The sequence below is a fragment of the Pseudomonas sp. MCal1 genome (assembly GCF_026341415.1).
Taxonomy (GTDB): Bacteria; Pseudomonadota; Gammaproteobacteria; order Pseudomonadales; family Pseudomonadaceae; genus Aquipseudomonas.
In genome coordinates this window covers 46,257-63,171 of the sequence record NZ_JAKUMP010000010.1, presented here as the reverse complement: position 1 = coordinate 63,171, position 16,915 = coordinate 46,257, and the positions used below count along the sequence as shown (strand labels likewise).

At 61.1% G+C, this 16,915-nt stretch carries 15 protein-coding genes and 2 pseudogenes; 5 read left to right on the top strand and 12 right to left on the bottom strand.

Annotation, left to right across the window (positions count from 1 at the left end; genetic code table 11):
- Positions 1-145: 145 nt before the first annotated feature.
- Positions 146-1,063 (top strand): lipid kinase YegS, encoded by a 918-nt coding sequence (yegS, locus tag MKZ87_RS17520; RefSeq protein WP_085700093.1) that lies wholly within the window; start codon positions 146-148, stop codon positions 1,061-1,063.
- Here yegS and MKZ87_RS17515 read toward each other — a convergent pair.
- The 3 genes from MKZ87_RS17515 to MKZ87_RS17505 form a co-directional block, all read right to left on the bottom strand.
- Positions 1,047-1,706, bottom strand: coding sequence for a response regulator transcription factor (locus tag MKZ87_RS17515; RefSeq protein ID WP_085683400.1), 660 nt, complete (start codon positions 1,704-1,706; stop codon positions 1,047-1,049). The two genes, yegS and MKZ87_RS17515, sit on opposite strands and share 17 nt — an antisense overlap.
- The gene (locus MKZ87_RS17510) at positions 1,703-2,596 is read right to left on the bottom strand and encodes a sensor histidine kinase (RefSeq protein WP_085683399.1); all 894 of its coding nucleotides are present in this window, start codon (positions 2,594-2,596) and stop codon (positions 1,703-1,705) included. The genes MKZ87_RS17515 and MKZ87_RS17510 overlap by 4 nt, the downstream gene beginning before the upstream one ends.
- A 484-nt stretch (positions 2,597-3,080) precedes the next feature.
- The gene (locus tag MKZ87_RS17505) at positions 3,081-3,551 is read right to left on the bottom strand and encodes a hypothetical protein (protein WP_085704442.1); all 471 of its coding nucleotides are present in this window, start codon (positions 3,549-3,551) and stop codon (positions 3,081-3,083) included.
- A 452-nt stretch (positions 3,552-4,003) separates the two neighbouring features.
- Between MKZ87_RS17505 and MKZ87_RS17500 the strand changes: the two genes are divergently transcribed.
- Both MKZ87_RS17500 and MKZ87_RS17495 read left to right on the top strand, forming a co-directional pair.
- Positions 4,004-4,939 carry a chemotaxis protein CheV gene (locus tag MKZ87_RS17500; protein WP_266201412.1) on the top strand — a complete coding sequence of 312 codons (936 nt, stop codon included), beginning with the start codon at positions 4,004-4,006 and terminating at the stop codon, positions 4,937-4,939.
- 90 nt (positions 4,940-5,029) lie between these two features.
- Positions 5,030-5,836 carry an MOSC domain-containing protein gene (locus tag MKZ87_RS17495; protein WP_085704444.1) on the top strand — a complete coding sequence of 269 codons (807 nt, stop codon included), beginning with the start codon at positions 5,030-5,032 and terminating at the stop codon, positions 5,834-5,836.
- Between the two features lie 69 nt (positions 5,837-5,905).
- Here MKZ87_RS17495 and MKZ87_RS17490 read toward each other — a convergent pair whose 3' ends face one another.
- From MKZ87_RS17490 to MKZ87_RS17455, 9 genes and pseudogenes are all read right to left on the bottom strand, one after another.
- Positions 5,906-6,190: a pyrimidine/purine nucleoside phosphorylase gene (locus MKZ87_RS17490; RefSeq protein ID WP_085700101.1), complete on the bottom strand. Its 285-nt coding sequence runs from the start codon at positions 6,188-6,190 to the stop codon at positions 5,906-5,908.
- Between the two features lie 82 nt (positions 6,191-6,272).
- Positions 6,273-6,815: an exonuclease domain-containing protein gene (locus MKZ87_RS17485; protein ID WP_085704446.1), complete on the bottom strand. Its 543-nt coding sequence runs from the start codon at positions 6,813-6,815 to the stop codon at positions 6,273-6,275.
- A 69-nt stretch (positions 6,816-6,884) separates the two neighbouring features.
- Positions 6,885-7,235, bottom strand: a pseudogene (locus MKZ87_RS29070) (acetyl-CoA carboxylase biotin carboxyl carrier protein subunit); the annotation flags it as partial.
- Positions 7,236-7,370: 135 nt separating this feature from the next.
- Positions 7,371-8,846: pseudogene (locus tag MKZ87_RS17480) on the bottom strand (acetyl-CoA carboxylase biotin carboxylase subunit); the annotation flags it as partial.
- A 67-nt stretch (positions 8,847-8,913) separates the two neighbouring features.
- Positions 8,914-9,711: an enoyl-CoA hydratase/isomerase family protein gene (locus tag MKZ87_RS17475; RefSeq protein WP_085704450.1), complete on the bottom strand. Its 798-nt coding sequence runs from the start codon at positions 9,709-9,711 to the stop codon at positions 8,914-8,916.
- On the bottom strand, positions 9,708-10,865 hold the full coding sequence (gene atuD / locus MKZ87_RS17470; RefSeq protein WP_085700109.1) for a citronellyl-CoA dehydrogenase: 1,158 nt from the start codon (positions 10,863-10,865) through the stop codon (positions 9,708-9,710). Before atuD ends, MKZ87_RS17475 begins: the two co-directional genes overlap by 4 nt.
- Before the next feature lie 29 nt (positions 10,866-10,894).
- Positions 10,895-12,511, bottom strand: a complete 1,617-nt coding sequence (gene atuC, locus MKZ87_RS17465; RefSeq protein WP_085704452.1) for a geranyl-CoA carboxylase subunit beta — start codon at positions 12,509-12,511, stop codon at positions 10,895-10,897.
- 3 nt (positions 12,512-12,514) lie between these two features.
- Entirely contained in the window at positions 12,515-13,384 is an 870-nt protein-coding gene (locus tag MKZ87_RS17460; RefSeq protein WP_085704454.1) for an SDR family oxidoreductase, read from the bottom strand.
- A 12-nt stretch (positions 13,385-13,396) separates the two neighbouring features.
- Positions 13,397-15,187: an acyclic terpene utilization AtuA family protein gene (locus tag MKZ87_RS17455; RefSeq protein ID WP_085704456.1), complete on the bottom strand. Its 1,791-nt coding sequence runs from the start codon at positions 15,185-15,187 to the stop codon at positions 13,397-13,399.
- A gap of 194 nt (positions 15,188-15,381) precedes the next feature.
- On the opposite strand from MKZ87_RS17455, the gene MKZ87_RS17450 reads away from it, so the two are divergent.
- Positions 15,382-16,005 carry a TetR/AcrR family transcriptional regulator gene (locus MKZ87_RS17450; RefSeq protein ID WP_007955773.1) on the top strand — a complete coding sequence of 208 codons (624 nt, stop codon included), beginning with the start codon at positions 15,382-15,384 and terminating at the stop codon, positions 16,003-16,005.
- Positions 16,006-16,096: 91 nt separating this feature from the next.
- Positions 16,097-16,894: a substrate-binding periplasmic protein gene (locus MKZ87_RS17445; protein WP_085704458.1), complete on the top strand. Its 798-nt coding sequence runs from the start codon at positions 16,097-16,099 to the stop codon at positions 16,892-16,894.
- The last annotated feature ends 21 nt before the right edge of the window (positions 16,895-16,915 follow it).

Here is a 16,915-nt window from a genome sequence, read left to right as displayed (position 1 = left end):
CGATTCCTTACGTTCTGTACGAAAAATTACCGATATGTAGGGCGGGCAGGACGAGCGTCAGGAATTAATTGGAAGGTGTGCGACTTTTTTACCCGCGTTGAGGGTCAAGATGTCCGGTACTGATTCAATTCCGGGAGTGACCGTAATGAGTGAACGCAAGGCATTGTTGATTCTGCATGGCAAGCAGGCACTCAACGAGGCGGTTCGTGCCGCTGTCGAGAACAAGCGTAAACAGGGCTGGGAACTGGCCGTGCGCCTGACCTGGGAGGCCGGCGATGCCCAGCGTCTGGTGGAAGAGGCGTTGGCGGCGGGATACCGTCAGATCATCGCCGGTGGTGGAGATGGCACCCTGCGTGATATCGCCGAAGCGCTGGCGGCGCAGCCAGGCAAGGCCAGTCTGGTGCTGTTGCCGCTGGGAACCGCCAATGATTTTTCCCGTGCGGCCGCTATTCCCCTGGAACCGGCCGAAGCGCTCGAATTGCTTGAGGCGCACGCCCATGACATCGATCTGGGTGAAGTCGGCGGGCAGATATTCCTGAACATGGCCACCGGCGGGTTCGGCAGTCAGGTGACGGCCAACACGTCGGAAGATCTGAAAAAAGTGCTGGGCGGCGCGGCTTACCTGTTTACCGGTTTATCGCGGTTCAGTGAACTGCATGCCGCCTACGGCGAGTTGCAGGGACCGGATTTTCATTGGCGTGGCGAGCTGCTGGCGCTGGGGATCGGCAATGGTCGCCAGGCCGGTGGCGGGCATGTGTTGTGCCCGGAAGCGCTGGTGGATGACGGTCTTCTGGATATCAGCATTCTGCCGGCGCCGCAGGAATTGGTCGGTACGCTGAAAAATCTGCTCAGCGACGGGTTCGGCATCGACAACATGTTCGTGCGCACCCGTTTGCCGTGGGTTGAAATCAAGGTTGCCGAAGGGCTTTGCATCAATCTCGACGGTGAGCCACTGGAGGGCGACAGTCTGCGGTTTGCGGCGCGCCCCGCAGCCTTGCGTGTGCATTTGCCCAAGGACTCGCCGCTGTTGAGCACAACGACCCGGCTCAGTCGTCCAGACTGATGATCTGTTCCCGCACGGCAAACAGCACCAGGCCCGCCACATCGTAGATCTGCAGGCGTTTCATGATCTGCGAGCGGTGAGTTTCGACCGTCTTGATGCTCAAGCCCAGACCATTGGCGATTTCCCGTGTGGACTTGCCGCGTACGATCAGACGCAGGATTTCCAGTTGGCGTGCTGTCAGGTTGTGCGACTCGGTGACTTCCGGTTGCTGCTTGAGGTTGCGTGTCAGCGCCTGATTGATCACGGTGTGGGCGATGGCTGGGCTCAAGTAGCGCTCGTTGTTGCGCAGTGCTTCCAGTGCATGTTCGAGCTCGGTGGCCGTGGTGTCCTTGAGCAGGTAGCCGTGAGCGCCGGACTCCAGCGCCTGCATGATCAGCGCGGGGTCGGTGTGCATCGAGAGAATCAGCACTTTGGCGTGCGGGCGTACGCGTCTGAGCCGCTGGAGGGCTTCCAGTCCGCCGGTTTCCTTCATGGAAATGTCCAGCAATACGATATCGGGAGACAGCTGCTCGACCATCTCGAGCAGCTGCGAGCCGTCATTGGCCTCGCCGATCACCGCATAACCGGGAATATCCAGCACCAGGGCGCGTACGCCGGCCCTGATCAGCGAGTGGTCATCCACTAGAAGTAAGTTACAAGTCAACGCATAACCTTATTCGTACTGGCCCGCTCGAGTGCACGGGGCGCCCAGGGGAATAGTGCTTCGATTTGAGTACCTTTGCCCGGCTCGCTGGTCACGCTCAGTGTGCCGCCCAGTTGTTCGATCCGTTCGGCCATTCCGGCCATGCCCCGTTGTCCTTCGCGCCCCGGATTCGCTGCCGGGGAAAAGCCCAGGCCATCATCGCTGATCAGCAAGGTCAGGCCCTGCGGCAGGCGTTGTACGCGGATCAACAGGTTTTTGGCCTGTGCATGGCGAAGGATGTTGGTGACCGCTTCCTGAGTGATGCGAAAGGCAGCGACCGCCATTTCTTCGGGGATTCCATTCAGGCGCTGCTGGCAATCAAGACTCCAGTGCACCGAAGTATTGGCCAATACCTTGAGCAAATGCGCCCGCAGGCTTGCTTCCAGGCCAAGGCTGGTCAACTGCCGCGGATTGAGAATGGCCGAGACGTCGCGAACCTTGTTGAGGGTTTCTTCCAGGGTCTCGCAAAGGACCGAGCAGTGTTCCTGCATATCTGCGGGCAGGCGGCGCTTGAGCCATTCGCTTTGCAGCTTGGCGGCGGTCAGCAGCTGGCCGATATCGTCATGCAGTTCACGACTCAGGCGATGGCGCTCGTTTTCCTGGACTTCCAGCAAACGGTCGGCCAGTTCCTGAGGCTGGAACTTGATGGATTTGCGCGACAGACGATGTTGGGTCCAGACACAGCCGGCAGCCGCCACGTTGATCAGCAGCAGGCCGAGCGGCAACGGCGCAGAGAAGCCATAGCACAACAGGCTGCCCAAGGCCGAAGCCGTGCACAACAGGAGTGTGAACCTGCGGGCATTTTCTCGGGAGGGAGGCCATGTGGTGATTGACTTGAGGCTGGCGTACATAGCGGATGGAGCCAATGGATGTTCGCTGCGGGCAGACCGGTCAGAAGGGCTGGCGGTCTCTGTCTGGAAAACTGTCATTCAGGTTGTTGATTTCAAAGACGGTTCAGTGATCGATAATTGAGCGCCAACTTTGCTGGAGACCGATCATTGAAGTCACATTGCCATTAACTGAAACAACTAACGGGCGGCATAATACCACTTAACATACCGTTGGTCGCGTTTGCCCTATATGTCCAAAGAGTCAGGAAACAGGCCATGTTGGACGACGGTTCCATTATGGAAAAGTTGAAGTACCTGACTCGATAATTAGCGATGCAGCCGCAAGTTTTCTTTTACACAGGAAAACCCTGACATCCGTAGAGGATAGTCCGCATTCATCGCTCGTAATTATTTATTGGAAGAGGTCGCGGGCAGGTATGAACTATTCAATTGCGACATACGACTGCGAGAACTGACGGGCCTGAACAGCCCATGGTGTATCTCGTTACGCCTGGTGCTCCGACCAGGTGACGAGGGACATCGGCTTGCCATTGAGCGGCAATTGGAAGTGAGCCTGTCCGACCTGACAGGCAAAGGCTTCTATGAGCGATGCCTGTTCGCTTTCATCCAGTCCAAGCTGGCCGGTGCGTGGGTCAACCAGTTCCAGTTGCCAGGCCATCAGGGTGAAGCACTCTTTCAGTGCTTCCAGGGCCTGCGCATGCAAATCCACGTGATCCTGTACCTGGGTGAGCAAGCCATGCAGGTGCAGGGAAAATCCGGACACCGCCTCCAGTGACAGGGCATCGGCCTTGTTCGCAAGCTTCAGGAGGGTGCTGAGCATGCAGTCGATGGCGTCCTTGTCATTGCTGATCAACTGCAGGTGGCTGAGGCATTCTTCAGACTTGGCCAGGAGCGTTTCGGCCTCGACAAGGAATTCGGGGAACCGCTGCGCCCAATCACTACGGTCGTTCGGCATGCTTATCTCCACCACGTCATGTCTGATGAGGGAATGCCGTGTGTGTCGACGATCATGAACCGTCGCGAGACCGCGCCCCGGTGTGCATCCGCACGGACCTGGGGTTTCAAGAGGATGTGTTTCCACTGAACTGCGATCGCACACAATAGCCTGACTCCGTTCATGCAATGAGAATGGCGTCACATTAATGGCTATTGGATATCGCGAACATCAGGTTGGGCCTGATTGTTACTAGGGGATTCCCTTAGGCACGGGAACCTGTCGCGCAAACCGAGGTCGCGCCGAAGAGAATGTAGCAGATGATTTCACCGGGCCAGTAAAGCATGATGTTAATGTGACATCAATGCCCGCTCGTGGCATTTTGTTGGTGATTTGTGACGGGATCAAGATCCGCCAGATTCAGCCGATAACCCCCAATAGTGAATTCATCAGAACAAGCCCAGGAGTCATTGATGGCCGGCATTCTCGACACGGTAGACCAACGCACGCAACTGGTGGGTGAGAATCGCCTGGAAATTCTCATGTTTCGACTGGCCGGACGCCAATTGTTCGCGATCAACGTGTTCAAGGTTCAGGAGGTTCTGCAACTGCCGAAGCTGACCCTGATGCCCCAGCGTCACCCGTTTGTCTGCGGTGTGGTCAACCTGCGTGGCCAGACGCTGCCAGTGATTGACCTGTCCCAGGCGATCGGCATGCGCCCGCTGGTGCCGGGCTCGAACAGCACGATCATCGTCACCGAATACAACCGTTCGGTGCAGGCGTTCCTCGTCGGTGGTGTGGATCGCATCGTCAACATGAACTGGGAAGCCATCCTGCCGCCGCCGACCAGTGCCGGTCGACAGCATTACCTGACCGCCATCAGCAAGGTCGACGACCAATTGGTGGAAATCATCGACGTCGAGAAGGTCCTCGCCGAAATCGTGCCGTACAACGCCAAGGTTTCTCGCGACAAACTGGACGATCCGGTGCTGGAACGCGCCCGTGGCCGCGAAGTGTTGCTGGTGGACGACTCCAACGTGGCGCTCTCGCAATTGCGCGACACCCTCGGCCAGTTGGGCGTGAAGATGCACATCGCCAGCGACGGCCTTAAAGCCTTGAACATGCTCAAGGCCTGGGCGGACACCGGGGTGAACATGACCGACAAACTGCTGATGGTGTTCACCGATGCCGAAATGCCGGAGATGGACGGCTATCGCCTGACCACCGAAATCCGCAACGACCCGCGCCTGCGTGGCCTGTATGTGGTGCTGCACACTTCGCTGTCCGGCAGTTTCAACGATTCGATGGTGAAGAAGGTCGGTTGCGACAATTTCCTCTCCAAGTTCCAGCCGGACAAACTGGTCGACGTGGTGCGCCAGCGTCTGATGCTCGACGAAGTACCGGCCTGATCAACCTTTCGAGGCTGACCCCGCGTCAGCCTTTGATTCGCTGACAAAGCTCGTATAGGGTGGCGTTTTTGACCCACCAGGGAGCTGGCCATGCTGCGTCTGAGCGCGCTTTATCGTTACCCGTTGAAATCCGCAAAGGGCGAGGTCCTGCAAAGGATCGGCCTGGACAAACTGGGGCTTGAGGGCGACCGACGCTGGATGCTGGTGGACGAGGCCAGCGGGCGGTTCCTGACCCAGCGTGCCGAAGCGAAAATGAGCCAGCTGTCGGCGCTATGGAATGCCACTGGCGGCCTGACGCTCAGCGCGGCGGGGCATTCGGCAATCGATGTCGCCTTGCCCGGCGGTGACGACGACCTGCGTGGCGTAACCATCTGGCGCGATACCTTGCGCGTACCGGATGCCGGCGAGGAAGCGGCCCGCTGGGTCAGCGAATTCATCGGCAAGCCGACGCGTCTGGTGCAAGTGCCGCTGGAGCGCGCCCGTACGACGCAGGCCGGCTATGGCAAGGACGACGATCAAGTGGCATTCGCCGACGGCTTTCCGCTGCTGCTGATTGGCGAGGCCTCGCTGCAACACTTGTCGCAGGAAGTCGGGCGACCTTTGGAAATGCTGCGGTTCCGGCCGAATCTGGTGATCGAAGGCAGTGACGCCTACGCCGAGGACGGCTGGAAGCGGATTCGTATCGGTGAGGTCGAGTTCCGCGTGGTCAAGTCCTGCTCGCGATGCATTCTCACCACCATCGATCCGCAGACCGGTGAGCGCAGCGCAGACCGCGAACCACTGGCGACCCTGCAGAAGACCCGTGCCCAGGCCGACGGCGCGATGTTCGGCCAGAACCTGGTCAACGACAGCAACGGCCGGCTTGAAGTCGGCATGCCGGTGGAAATCCTCGAATAACCCGCCGGAAACGAAAAATGCCCGTGTCCTTCGACACGGGCATTTTCATGAGCGCAGGAAACCGGTGTTTCAGCCGCGGTATTCGCACAGGTAAGCGGTGTCGACGGCCACCTTCAGCTGGAACTTGCTGTTGGCTGGCACGTTGAACTGGCTGCCCGCGGCGAAGGTCTCCCAATCGGCGCTGTCCGGCAGCTTGACGGTCAGTGCGCCCGAGACAACGTGCATGATTTCACGCTGGCTGGTGCCAAATTCGTATTCGCCCGGGGCCATGACGCCGATGGTCGCAGGGCCTTCAGCAGTGCCGAAAGCGATCGACTTGACGGTGCCGTCGAAGTACTCGTTGACTTTAAACATGGGCGATTCCTCTCGAAAAGGGCTTAAAAGGGTCAAAAAGGGTCGGCCAGTATGCACAAGGCTTATGGCGCCGTCACCTGCGCTAGAGCGGCAGCACCAACGGCAATAAGCGGGCGGTATTGCGCGCATCTTCCAGCGCTCGATGCTGCTGACCGGTGAACTGCATGCCCGCCAGTTGCAACGCGCCATTGAGCCCCAGCGGCCGCTCGAGGCGTCGGGCCTTGGCGAAGCGCTGTTTGAGGTTCATGTGCGGCACCCGGCTCAGGGCACTGTCGAGTTGCAGCCGCTGCCATTCCTGAAGCAACTGCTTGCGGTCGTAATCGCCCCAACTGGCCCAGCCTTCAAGGCGCGTCCGATGCTGGCCAAGCCAACGCTCGAAGACCGGCCAGACGTCGCTCAACGGCTGCGCCGCATCGATGTTGGCCTGGGTGATGTGCGTGAGTTCGCGGCAAAACGGCGTCAACAAGGGGCGCCGCGTCGGTTTGACGAAGCGCTGAAAGTGATCCTGCTCGCGACCGGCGCGATCCACCAGGGTCGCGCCGATCTCGATGATCTCCATTTCCGTAACCGGCCAGCCACCCTCATCGGTGGTGGCTTCCAGATCTATGACCAGCCAATGGGGCATCGCAGGTTTCCTGATTTCCGCGTCCTGATTATTCAGAGCGTAGTCAAACCTTGCGGATGCGCGCGGCGACTACTCGACCTGCAACAGAACCTGACGATTTTTTACCTGATCGCCGACCTTGACCTGCACCCGCTTGAGCACGCCGTCGATGCCGGCCTTGAGCGGGTGCTCCATTTTCATCGCCTCCAGCACCACCAGCAGTTGGCCCTTGCTGACCGGGCTGCCTTCGCTGACGAGCACTTCGATGATGGCGCCATCCATCGGGGCTTTCAACGTGCCGGAACTGACGCTGGTCTGACTGTCGATCACCGCATGAGTTCGATCCACCAGATGCAGGCTGCCGGGGTGGGTGAACAGCCAGAGCTGCTCGTCGCGCAGGCGATAGGCATGGCGCTGGCGCAGGCCATCGATCTCCAGCGTCACGGCTCCGGCAGTGTGTTCGACGAGTCTGAGTTCGATGACACGTTCTGCGACCTGCACTTCAAACGCATTATTTGAACGGGTGCGAAGTTGCACGTTCCAGTCGCGGGCGTCGAGGCCGATGCGATAGAGCAACGGCGCACTGGCGTTGTTGCGCCATCCCGACAACGGGGCGCGGTGTTGCTGTGCGGCGCACAGGTAAAACAGCGCCGCCGCCAAGGCCAGCACTTCGGCACTGGGCAAACAGGCGCGTAGGCAGTCGTGGTCGGCAAAGTGCTGCGCAATGAACCCGGTGCCGAACTCCCCACTGATGAACTGCGGATGCTGCAACAGGCTGGCCAGCAGCCGCTGATTGCTCTGCACGCCCAGCAACACGCTGTCCTGAACTGCGCACAACAGTTTGCGCCGCGCCTCTTCACGGGTGGCGCCGTGGGCGATCAGTTTGCCGAGCATCGGGTCGTAGAACGGTGAGATCGACTGCCCTTCGATCAGGCCGTGATCGATCCGCGCACCGCGATCCAGCGCCGGCGCCCAGGCTTCGACACGCCCGGTCTGCGGCAGAAAACCCTGGGCCGGATCTTCGGCGTAGAGGCGCACTTCCATCGCGTGGCCATCGAGTTTCACCTGCGCCTGGGTCAGCGGCAGCGGCTGACCTTCGGCGACTGACAGTTGCCACGCCACCAGATCCAATCCGGTAATCAGTTCGGTCACCGGGTGCTCGACCTGCAGCCGGGTATTCATTTCCAGAAAGTAGAACTGGCCTCGGGCATCGAGCAGAAATTCCACGGTGCCAGCGCCCACATAGTTCACCGCACGCCCGGCCTTGAGCGCCGCTTCGCCCATCGCCTGACGCAGTTCTTCGGTCATCACCGGGCACGGCGCTTCTTCGATGACTTTCTGGTGGCGGCGCTGAATCGAGCAGTCGCGCTCGCCGAGGTAGATCAGATTGCCGTGGTGATCGCCGAACAGCTGCACTTCGACATGGCGCGGTTCGATCAGCGCCTGTTCGAGGATCAGTTCATCGCTGCCGAATCCGTTCAAGGCTTCCGAGCGTGCTGTGCGCAATTGCGCCGGCAGCTCTTCGGCGCTGTGCACCAGCCGCATGCCGCGTCCACCACCGCCGGCGCTGGCCTTGATCATCAGCGGGTAACCGATGCGCTCGGCTTCACGGGTCAGGGTCGCGTCGTCCTGATCCGCACCTTGATAGCCGGCGATGCACGGCACACCGGCCGCGAGCATGGCGATTTTCGACTGGCGTTTGCTGCCCATCAGTTCGATGGCTTCGACGCTGGGGCCGATGAAGGTCAGGCCGGCCTGTTCGCAGGCGCGGGCGAATTCGGCATTTTCCGAGAGGAAGCCGTAGCCCGGGTGTATGGCGTCGGCACCGCTGCGCCGGGCGGCGTCGAGGATCGCCGGGATATTCAGGTAGGACTGCAGCACCGGCGCCGGGCCGATGTTCACCGCTTGATCGGCCATCTGCACGTGCAGTGCATCGGCGTCGGCATCACTGAAAACGGCGACCGTGCGATAGCCAAGGGCCTGGGCGGTGCGCTGGATGCGGCAGGCGATTTCACCGCGGTTGGCGATCAGGATCTTGTGGAGGGCGGGCATGGTGGTTTTTCCTGAATGTTGGCGGTGTATGGAAGGGCCTCATCGCGGGGTTTGCCCGCGATGTTTTTTAAGGAGCCCACCTCGGTTTGCGCTTTTGCACAAACGCCATCGTGCCTTCGATCCCTTCGGCACCGGTCACCGCTTCGCTGAACCACTGCGCCGCTTCATCCAGCAGTTCACTTGGCGGCTGGCCGGCACTGGCCAGCACCAGTTTTTTCGTCACGGCATTCGCTTCGGGAGCGCAGCAGAGGACATGGTCGAGCACTTCATCCAGCCGCTCGGCGAGCGCCTGTGGATCCTGCTCGACAAAATGCACCAGCCCCAGGCGTCGTGCCTGGTGGCCGTCGAAGCGTGCGGCGGTCAGGGCCAGGCGGCGGGTTTCGGTCAGACCGATGCGCTGCACCACAAACGGCGCGATCTGCGCTGGCAGCAGACCAAGACTGGTTTCCGGCAAACCGAACTGCGCCTGATGATCGGTGATGGCGATATCGCTGACACAGGCCAGCCCGAAGCCGCCCCCCAGCACAGCGCCCTGCAACACGGTGATCAGCACTTGCGGCGCGTGCTGTGCTTCTTCCAGCAATGACCCGAAGGCTCGGTTCAACTCGCGATAGGCATCGCTGCCCTGGGCGCGGGCGTTGGCCATGTCCTTGATGTCGCCACCGGCGCAGAAATGCCCGCCGGCACCGCTGAGCACCAAGGCGCGCACGCTACGGTCATCGCGCACAGCGGCCAGAATTGCGCGTAGCTCGGCGACCATTTGCAGGCTCATGGCGTTGCGGCATTCCGGGCGATTGAGGGTGATGTGCAACACGCCGTTGTGCCGTTCCAGCAGCAGCGTCTGGCAATCGGGCAGGGCGCTCATTTCTTTTTCCCCGGCAGGATGCCCATCAGTTTGCAGATGATGCCCAGCATGATTTCGTCGGCGCCGCCGCCAATCGACACCAGTCGCACGTCGCGATAGGCACGGGCCACCGGGTTGTCCCACATGAAGCCCATGCCGCCCCAGTATTGCAGGCAACTGTCACTGACTTCGCGGCCGAGACGCCCGGCCTTGAGCTTGGCCATCGACGCCAGTCGGGTGACGTCCTGACCTTTCACGTATTGCTCGGTGGCCTGATAGACCAGCGCCCGCAGGCATTCGATTTCGGTCTGCAATTCGGCGAGGCGGAAGTGGATCACCTGGTTGTCGATCAGCGCGTTGCCGAAGGTCTTACGTTCCTTGCAGTACTCGATGGTGCTGTCGACGCAATATTCCAGGCCTTTGATCATGTTGGCCGCGCCGAACAGACGTTCCTCCTGGAACTGCAGCATCTGCATCATGAACCCGGCGCCTTCGTGGCCGATGCGATTGCGCTGGGGCACGCGCACGTTGTCGAAAAACACCTGGGCAGTTTCCGAGCTGCGCATGCCGAGCTTGTCGAGGTGTGAACTGAGGCTGATGCCCGGCGTGTTCATCGGCACCATGATCAGCGATTTGTTGACGTGCGGCTTGTCGTCCGAGGTGTTGGCCAGCAGGCAGATGAAGTCGGCGCTGGGCGAGTTGGTGATCCACATCTTGCTGCCGTTGATCACATAGTCGTCGCCGTCCTTGCGCGCGGTGGTCTTGAGCCCGGCGACATCGGAGCCGGCACCGACTTCCGAGACGCCGATGCAGCCGACCTGCTCGCCGGTGATCGCCGGGCGCAGAAACTCTTCGCGCAATTCATCGGAACCGAAGCGGGCGAGGGCGGGAGTGCACATGTCGGTCTGCACGCCGATCGACATTGGAATGCCGCCACAATGGATGGTGCCGAACTCTTCGGCGGCGACGATCGAATAGCTGTAATCCAGGCCCATGCCGCCGAACTTTTCCGGTTTGGAAATCCCCAGCAGACCGAGGTCGCCGGCCTTGCGGAAAATCTCGTGGATCGGAAAGCGCCCGGCCTTTTCCCATTCATCGACGTGCGGGTTGATCTCGTGCTCGACGAATTGGCGGACGGTGCGGCGCAGGGCTTCGTGTTCCGGGGTGAAGATCATTTTTATTGTTCTCCTTTAATCCGTGGCGATCAGAACCGGCTGACGCCGAAGCTGTTGGGTTGCAACGTGCGGATGTCGGCTTCGTGGCAGATGTCCAGCAGATAGCCGAGCAGGGTGCGGGTGTCACGCGGATCGATCAGCCCGTCGTCCCACAGGTTGGCGCTGCCGTAGAGAGCGGTGGACTGGTTGTCGAGTTTCTGCGCGGTGACCTGCTCCAGCATGTCGAGCATTTTCGGGTCGGGCACCAGGCCGTCCTTCAACTGCTTGGCTTCGGTGACGATGCGCAGCACCTTGCCGGCCTGAGCGCCGCCCATCACGGCGGTGCGGCTGTTGGGCCAGGCGAAGATGAAGCGCGGATCGAGCCCGCGTCCGCACATCGCGTAGTTGCCCGCGCCGTAGGAACCGCCGACCACGATCGTCAGTTTCGGCACCCGCGCATTGGCCACGGCCTGGATCAATTTCGAGCCATGCTTGATCACCCCGTGCTGTTCCGATTCGGTGCCGACCATGAACCCGGTGGTGTTGTGGAAAAACAGCAGCGGCGTCTGGCTCTGGTCGCACAGTTGAATGAACTGCGCCGCCTTGCTCGCGCCGTTGGGCGTGATCGGGCCGTTGTTGCCGATAAAACCGCAGGCGCGGCCCTGAATTTTCAGGTGGCCACAAACGGTCTGCTGGTCGAACTCACCCTTGAACTCCAGGAAGCGCGATTCATCGGCGATCCGCGCAATGATTTCGCGCACGTCGTAAGGTTTTTTCGGGTCGTCCGGGATCAGCCCGAGCAGTTCGTCGATGGGATACAGCGGCTCCTTGAATTGCGGTTCGGGCAGCCACGGTATTTGCTCGTTCCAGTTCAGCAGGCTGACGATTTCCCGCACCTGACGCACGCCATCGGCATCGTTTTCGGCCAGGTATTCGGCGGTGCCGGCGACTTGCGCGTGCATCTCGGCGCCACCCAGTTCTTCGTCGGTGGCGACTTCACCGGTCGCTGCTTTAAGCAACGGCGGGCCGGCAAGAAACAGCTTGGCCTTGCCGCGCACCACCACCACGTAATCCGACAACCCCGGCTGATAGGCGCCGCCAGCGGTGGCCGAACCGTGTACTACGGTGATCTGCGGCAAACCCATGGCCGACATCCGCGCCTGATTGGCAAAGCTGCGTGCGCCTTCGACGAAAATTTCCGCCGCGTAATTGAGGTTGGCGCCGCCGCTTTCGGCGAGGGTGATGACCGGCAGTTTGTTTTCCTGGGCGATCTGTTGCAGGCGCAGGGATTTCTTCAGGCCCGACGGGGAAATCGTCCCGCCCTTGATCGCGCTGTTGTTCGCCACGATCAAGGCGCGCACGCCGGACACGTAACCAATGCCGGCGATCAAGCCGCCACCGGCCGAGCTGCCGTCCTTGTCGTCGTGCAGTTTGTAGCCGGCCAGGCTCGCCAGTTCGAGGAATGGCGCGCCGGGGTCGAGCAACAGATTCAGGCGTTCGCGGGGCAGCAATTGTCCGCGTTTGTCGAATTTCGGTTTGGCTTCGGCGGCCTTGTTCAGCAGGTTCTGTTCGAGTTGCCGGACTTGCTCGATGGCGGCGAGCATCGCTGCGCGGTTGCGGGTAAAGGCTTCGCTGTGCGGGTCGAGCCGGGACTGGATCTGCGGCATGGCTTACTCCTTGTCCTTCAAAACGTCGGGCATGCAGGCCCGGTGAAAACCATTGAAGGATTCGCTGTGGGACGCCTTGTGCAACGGCCAGGCGCGACTGCCCAGGCTGGCCGCGCCATCGATGCGCAAGGTGCTGCCGCTGATGAACGCGGCTGCCGGGCTGAGCAGAAACACGATCGCTGCGCTGACCTCCGATTCGGTGCCGATGCGCTTGAGCGGCACGTGTTCGCGCAAGGTCGGGATCACCGCTTTGAACGCGCCTTCGTAAGTGTCCATGCCGCTGGAAGCGATCCAGCCCGGCGCCACCGCATTCACCCTAACACCGGCATAACCCCATTCGAAGGCGGCAGTCTTGGTGAAGTTGTCCATGCCCGAACGCGCAGCGCCCGAGTGGCCCATGCCGGGCATGCCGCCCCACATGTCGGCGAGCATGTTGACGATGCTGCCGCCGTGTTTGCTCATCGACTGGTTGAACACTTCCCGGGCCATCAGGAAACCGCCTACCAGATTGGTCCGCAGCACGGTTTCGAAACCCTTCTGATTGATCGAGGCCAGTGGCGACGGGTACTGGCCGCCGGCATTGTTGACCAGTCCGTGAATCGGCCCGTGCTCGCGGATCAGCTCGCTGACCAGCGCCTTCACCGCCTCTTCGTCACGGATATCGCAGACCTTCCAGTGGGCGCGCCCGCCATCCTCGGCAATTTCAGCGGCGACGGTTTGCAGCTTTTCCGGCTTGCGTCCGACCAGCACCACGTTGGCCCCGAGCGCCGCCAGTTCGTGGGCGGTACAACGCCCGATGCCACTGCCGCCCCCGGTGACGATGACGGTCTGGCCGCTGAACAGATCGGCCCTGAAAATCGATTCATACGCCATGGTGCCAATCCTCTAGTCGAACTGTTCGGCGATGCTCTGCGGCACCGGGATCTGGATTTCCAGTAGTTGTTGGGCGAAGGCCTTGCCTTGCGGGTCGATGCGCAAACTCGCCACGCCGCCGCCACCAAGGGCATTTTCCAGCAGGAAGTTGAGGCTGTGAGTGCCGGGCAGATACCAGCGTTCGACCCGACCGTGAATCGGGTCGAGGACATGGCTCATCCAGTCGACGACCACCGCCGGGGTCAGTGCTTCGGCGATCCACGGCAGGTATTCGGGACGACGTGGCATGACGCCAATGTTGCTGTGATTGCCCTTGTCGCCGGAGCGCGCGACCGCCAGTTTGACCAACGGCACGCTCGCATCGGCGCGGCCCTGGGGTTTGGGCGTTTCGTGGGGCAGTGGCAGATCCTGGCTGTCGAGGGTGGCGGGGGCGGGCAGGGCGAACGGGTGAGATTCGCCGGCGATGTCGATCTGCAATGTGCAGGCGCTTTTGTCGATCAGGAAGGAGAACAGCCGGATCAGCGGATACACCGTCGGCCGTCCGCCGACGATGCCGGTCAGCCCCGGCGCCATGCCGGTCGCGGCCTGGGCGATTTCTCGGGAGAACAGGATCAGCGCTTGTTTGTTCGGGTGGCGCACGGCGAGTTTGATCACCACTTCGCGACTGTCCTGGCGCTGACCGTGAGGGCCGTAGGTGGCTTCGCTGCCAAGCAGTTCGACGTGGGTTTCGGTGTATGGCCCGAGGCCTTTGTGGTCGAGCATTTCCGAGGTTTTGTCGAGGATCGCCTGGCTGACGCGTCGGGCTTTTTCCACCGCGTCAATCCCGGCTATCAAGCAACTGGCGGTACACCGGAAACCGTCCGGATACGTTGCACTGACCTTGTATTGGTCGCTGGGCGGCAGGCCTTTGGCACCGTGTACCCGCACGGCGTTTTTGCCCTGTTGCTGGAGTTTGACCTGGCTGAAATCGCAGACCACGTCGGGCAACAGATAGGCCTGCGGATTGCCGATTTCGTAGAGCATCTGTTCGCCTACGGTCAGGGGGGTGACCAGCCCGCCGGAGCCCTCGGGTTTGCTGACGATGAACTGGCCGTCGGCGCTGACTTCGACGATCGGGAAACCGATGTGCTCGTAATCCGGCACATCGCGCCAATCGGTGAAATTGCCGCCGGTGCATTGCGCGCCACATTCGATGATGTGTCCGGCCAGGGCGGCTTGCGCGAGTTTGTCGTAGTCGTGCCATGACCAGCCAAATTCATGCACCAGCGCAGCGCTGACCACTGCGCTGTCGACCACCCGGCCGGAGATCACGATGTCGGCCCCCAGACGCAGCGCTTCGACGATGCCCGGCGCGCCGAGGTAGGCGTTGGTCGACACGCACATCGGCGGCAGCGGGGCGCCGCTGAACATTTCCGTAATGCCTTGGGAGGCAAGTTGTTTGAAGTGCGGTTGCAGGTCATCGCCCGACAGCACGGCGATTTTCAGCGCCACGCCGGCCTTGTCGCAGGCCGCTTGCAGCGCGGCGGCGCAGGCCTTTGGATTGACCCCGCCGGCATTGCTGATGACGCGGATTTTCTGCTCGGCCAGTTGCGGCAACAGAGGCGCGAGGACTTCGATGAAATCGCCGGCAAATCCCGCCTGCGGGTCCTTCATGCGCGCGCCAGCCATGATCGACATGGTTATTTCGGCCAGATAGTCGAAGACCAGATAATCCAGCTGTCCTCCGGCCACAAGCTGTGCGGCGGCGGTCGAGGTGTCTCCCCAGAATGCGCTGGCGCATCCGATGCGAACCGTGGTGGGCATTTTGATCTCCGACTCAGGAACCTGTGACAGAAGTGCATCGAGGCTACCAAGCAAGCGCTTGGTTTGTAAACAGGCGAAATTATCTTCTGCCCAAGCGCTTGCTTGGTCACCGCCGGCGGCTTAAATTGCCCGCGCAACCCCGCCGTTTCTGCGGGGTACGACGCATTTGACTGATCGACTGTAGGAGAGAACGGGTGGACGAGCAAAAAGCCCTGAGGGTCATGCGTGAACTGGTCGATGCCGGCCAGCTGACCGATCCGGACAGCGCTCGCGGCAAACTGCTGCAAGTGGCGGCCCACCTGTTCCGCAACAAAGGCTATGAGCGCACCACAGTGCGCGATCTGGCCGGTGCCGTGGGGATTCAGTCCGGCAGCATCTTTCATCACTTCAAGAGCAAGGATGAAATCCTGCGGGCGGTGATGGAAGAAACCATCCGCTACAACACTGCGCTGATGCGCGCAGCCCTGGCTGACGCCGCCGATGTGCGCGAGCGGGTACTGGCGCTGATCCGCTGTGAATTGCAGTCGATCATGGGCGGCAGCGGCGAAGCGATGGCGGTGCTGGTGTATGAATGGCGCTCGTTGTCCGAAGACGGTCAGGCCAAAGTGCTGGCGCTGCGCGACATCTACGAAGACCTCTGGCTGCAAGTGCTGGGCGAGGCCAAAGAGGCAGGTTTCATCCGTGGCGACGTGTTCATTACCCGACGTTTTCTCACGGGCGCATTGTCCTGGACCACCACCTGGTTCCGCGCCGGCGGCAGCCTGAGCCTGGATCAACTGGCCGAAGAAGCGCTGATTCTGGTACTCGAAGAGCGCTAGGCGCTTTCTATCGGGCCGGGAAACTGGCTAACTGGGCGAAACCGCCTAGCTTGAATGCAATGATCGGTACTTTTTCGGGGAGTGGGGTGTTTTGAAGTCTTCGCCAATTCGGACGGCCGCCGGGCTGATGCTCGCAGCGCTGGCTGCATTATGGGTATTGCCTGCTCCGGCGGCGCAAGTGGTTCGGGTGGGCGCGGCGCATTTTCCGCCCTACACCATTCGCCCGGAAAACGGCGCCGACACCGGCCTGCTGCCGGAACTGGTCGCGGCGTTGAACGGCGCCCAGAGCGACTATCGTTTCGAGCTGGTGCCCACCTCGATTCCTCGCCGGTTCGGCGATTTCAAGGATGGTCGCACCGACATGGCGATCTTCGAAAACCCGGAGTGGGGCTGGAAAGACATTCCCCACGCCACCGTCGACATGGGCCTGGAGGACGCGGAGATTTTCGTCGCGCAGAACAAGCCCGGACGCCAGCAGAATTACTTCGCCGATCTCAAGGGAAAACGGCTGGCGCTGTACAGCGGCTATCACTATGAGTTCGCCAACTTCAACGCCGATCCCAAATACCTCGCGGAGGCGTACAGCGCCACGCTGACCTATTCCCACGACAGCAACCTGCTGATGGTCTTGCGCGGGCGCGCAGACATTGCCCTGGTCACTCGCTCGTATTTGTTCGATTACCTGCTGCGTAACGAAAAAGTGCGCGACGAGTTGCTGGTGTCCCAGCGTATCGACCAGATCTACCACCACTACGCGATTCTCAGTCCGAAGGCGCCGATCACCGGCGAAGCGTTCGGCAAGCTGCTGCAGGGCCTGCGCGACAACGGGCAGATGCTGAAGATCTTCGATCCGTACAAGATTGCGGTGGTGCCGGTACCGCAACAATGACCGACGGTTTTTCGCGCCTGG

Coding starts and splice junctions, on each gene's coding strand:
- yegS (WP_085700093.1), top strand. CDS start 146: ATGAGTGAACGCAAGGCATTGTTGATTCTGCATGGCAAGCAGGCACTC.
- MKZ87_RS17510 (WP_085683399.1), bottom strand. CDS start 2,596: ATGTACGCCAGCCTCAAGTCAATCACCACATGGCCTCCCTCCCGAGAA.
- MKZ87_RS17505 (WP_085704442.1), bottom strand. CDS start 3,551: ATGCCGAACGACCGTAGTGATTGGGCGCAGCGGTTCCCCGAATTCCTT.
- MKZ87_RS17500 (WP_266201412.1), top strand. CDS start 4,004: ATGGCCGGCATTCTCGACACGGTAGACCAACGCACGCAACTGGTGGGT.
- MKZ87_RS17495 (WP_085704444.1), top strand. CDS start 5,030: ATGCTGCGTCTGAGCGCGCTTTATCGTTACCCGTTGAAATCCGCAAAG.
- MKZ87_RS17490 (WP_085700101.1), bottom strand. CDS start 6,190: ATGTTTAAAGTCAACGAGTACTTCGACGGCACCGTCAAGTCGATCGCT.
- MKZ87_RS17485 (WP_085704446.1), bottom strand. CDS start 6,815: ATGCCCCATTGGCTGGTCATAGATCTGGAAGCCACCACCGATGAGGGT.
- MKZ87_RS17475 (WP_085704450.1), bottom strand. CDS start 9,711: ATGAGCGCCCTGCCCGATTGCCAGACGCTGCTGCTGGAACGGCACAAC.
- atuD (WP_085700109.1), bottom strand. CDS start 10,865: ATGATCTTCACCCCGGAACACGAAGCCCTGCGCCGCACCGTCCGCCAA.
- atuC (WP_085704452.1), bottom strand. CDS start 12,511: ATGCCGCAGATCCAGTCCCGGCTCGACCCGCACAGCGAAGCCTTTACC.
- MKZ87_RS17460 (WP_085704454.1), bottom strand. CDS start 13,384: ATGGCGTATGAATCGATTTTCAGGGCCGATCTGTTCAGCGGCCAGACC.
- MKZ87_RS17455 (WP_085704456.1), bottom strand. CDS start 15,187: ATGCCCACCACGGTTCGCATCGGATGCGCCAGCGCATTCTGGGGAGAC.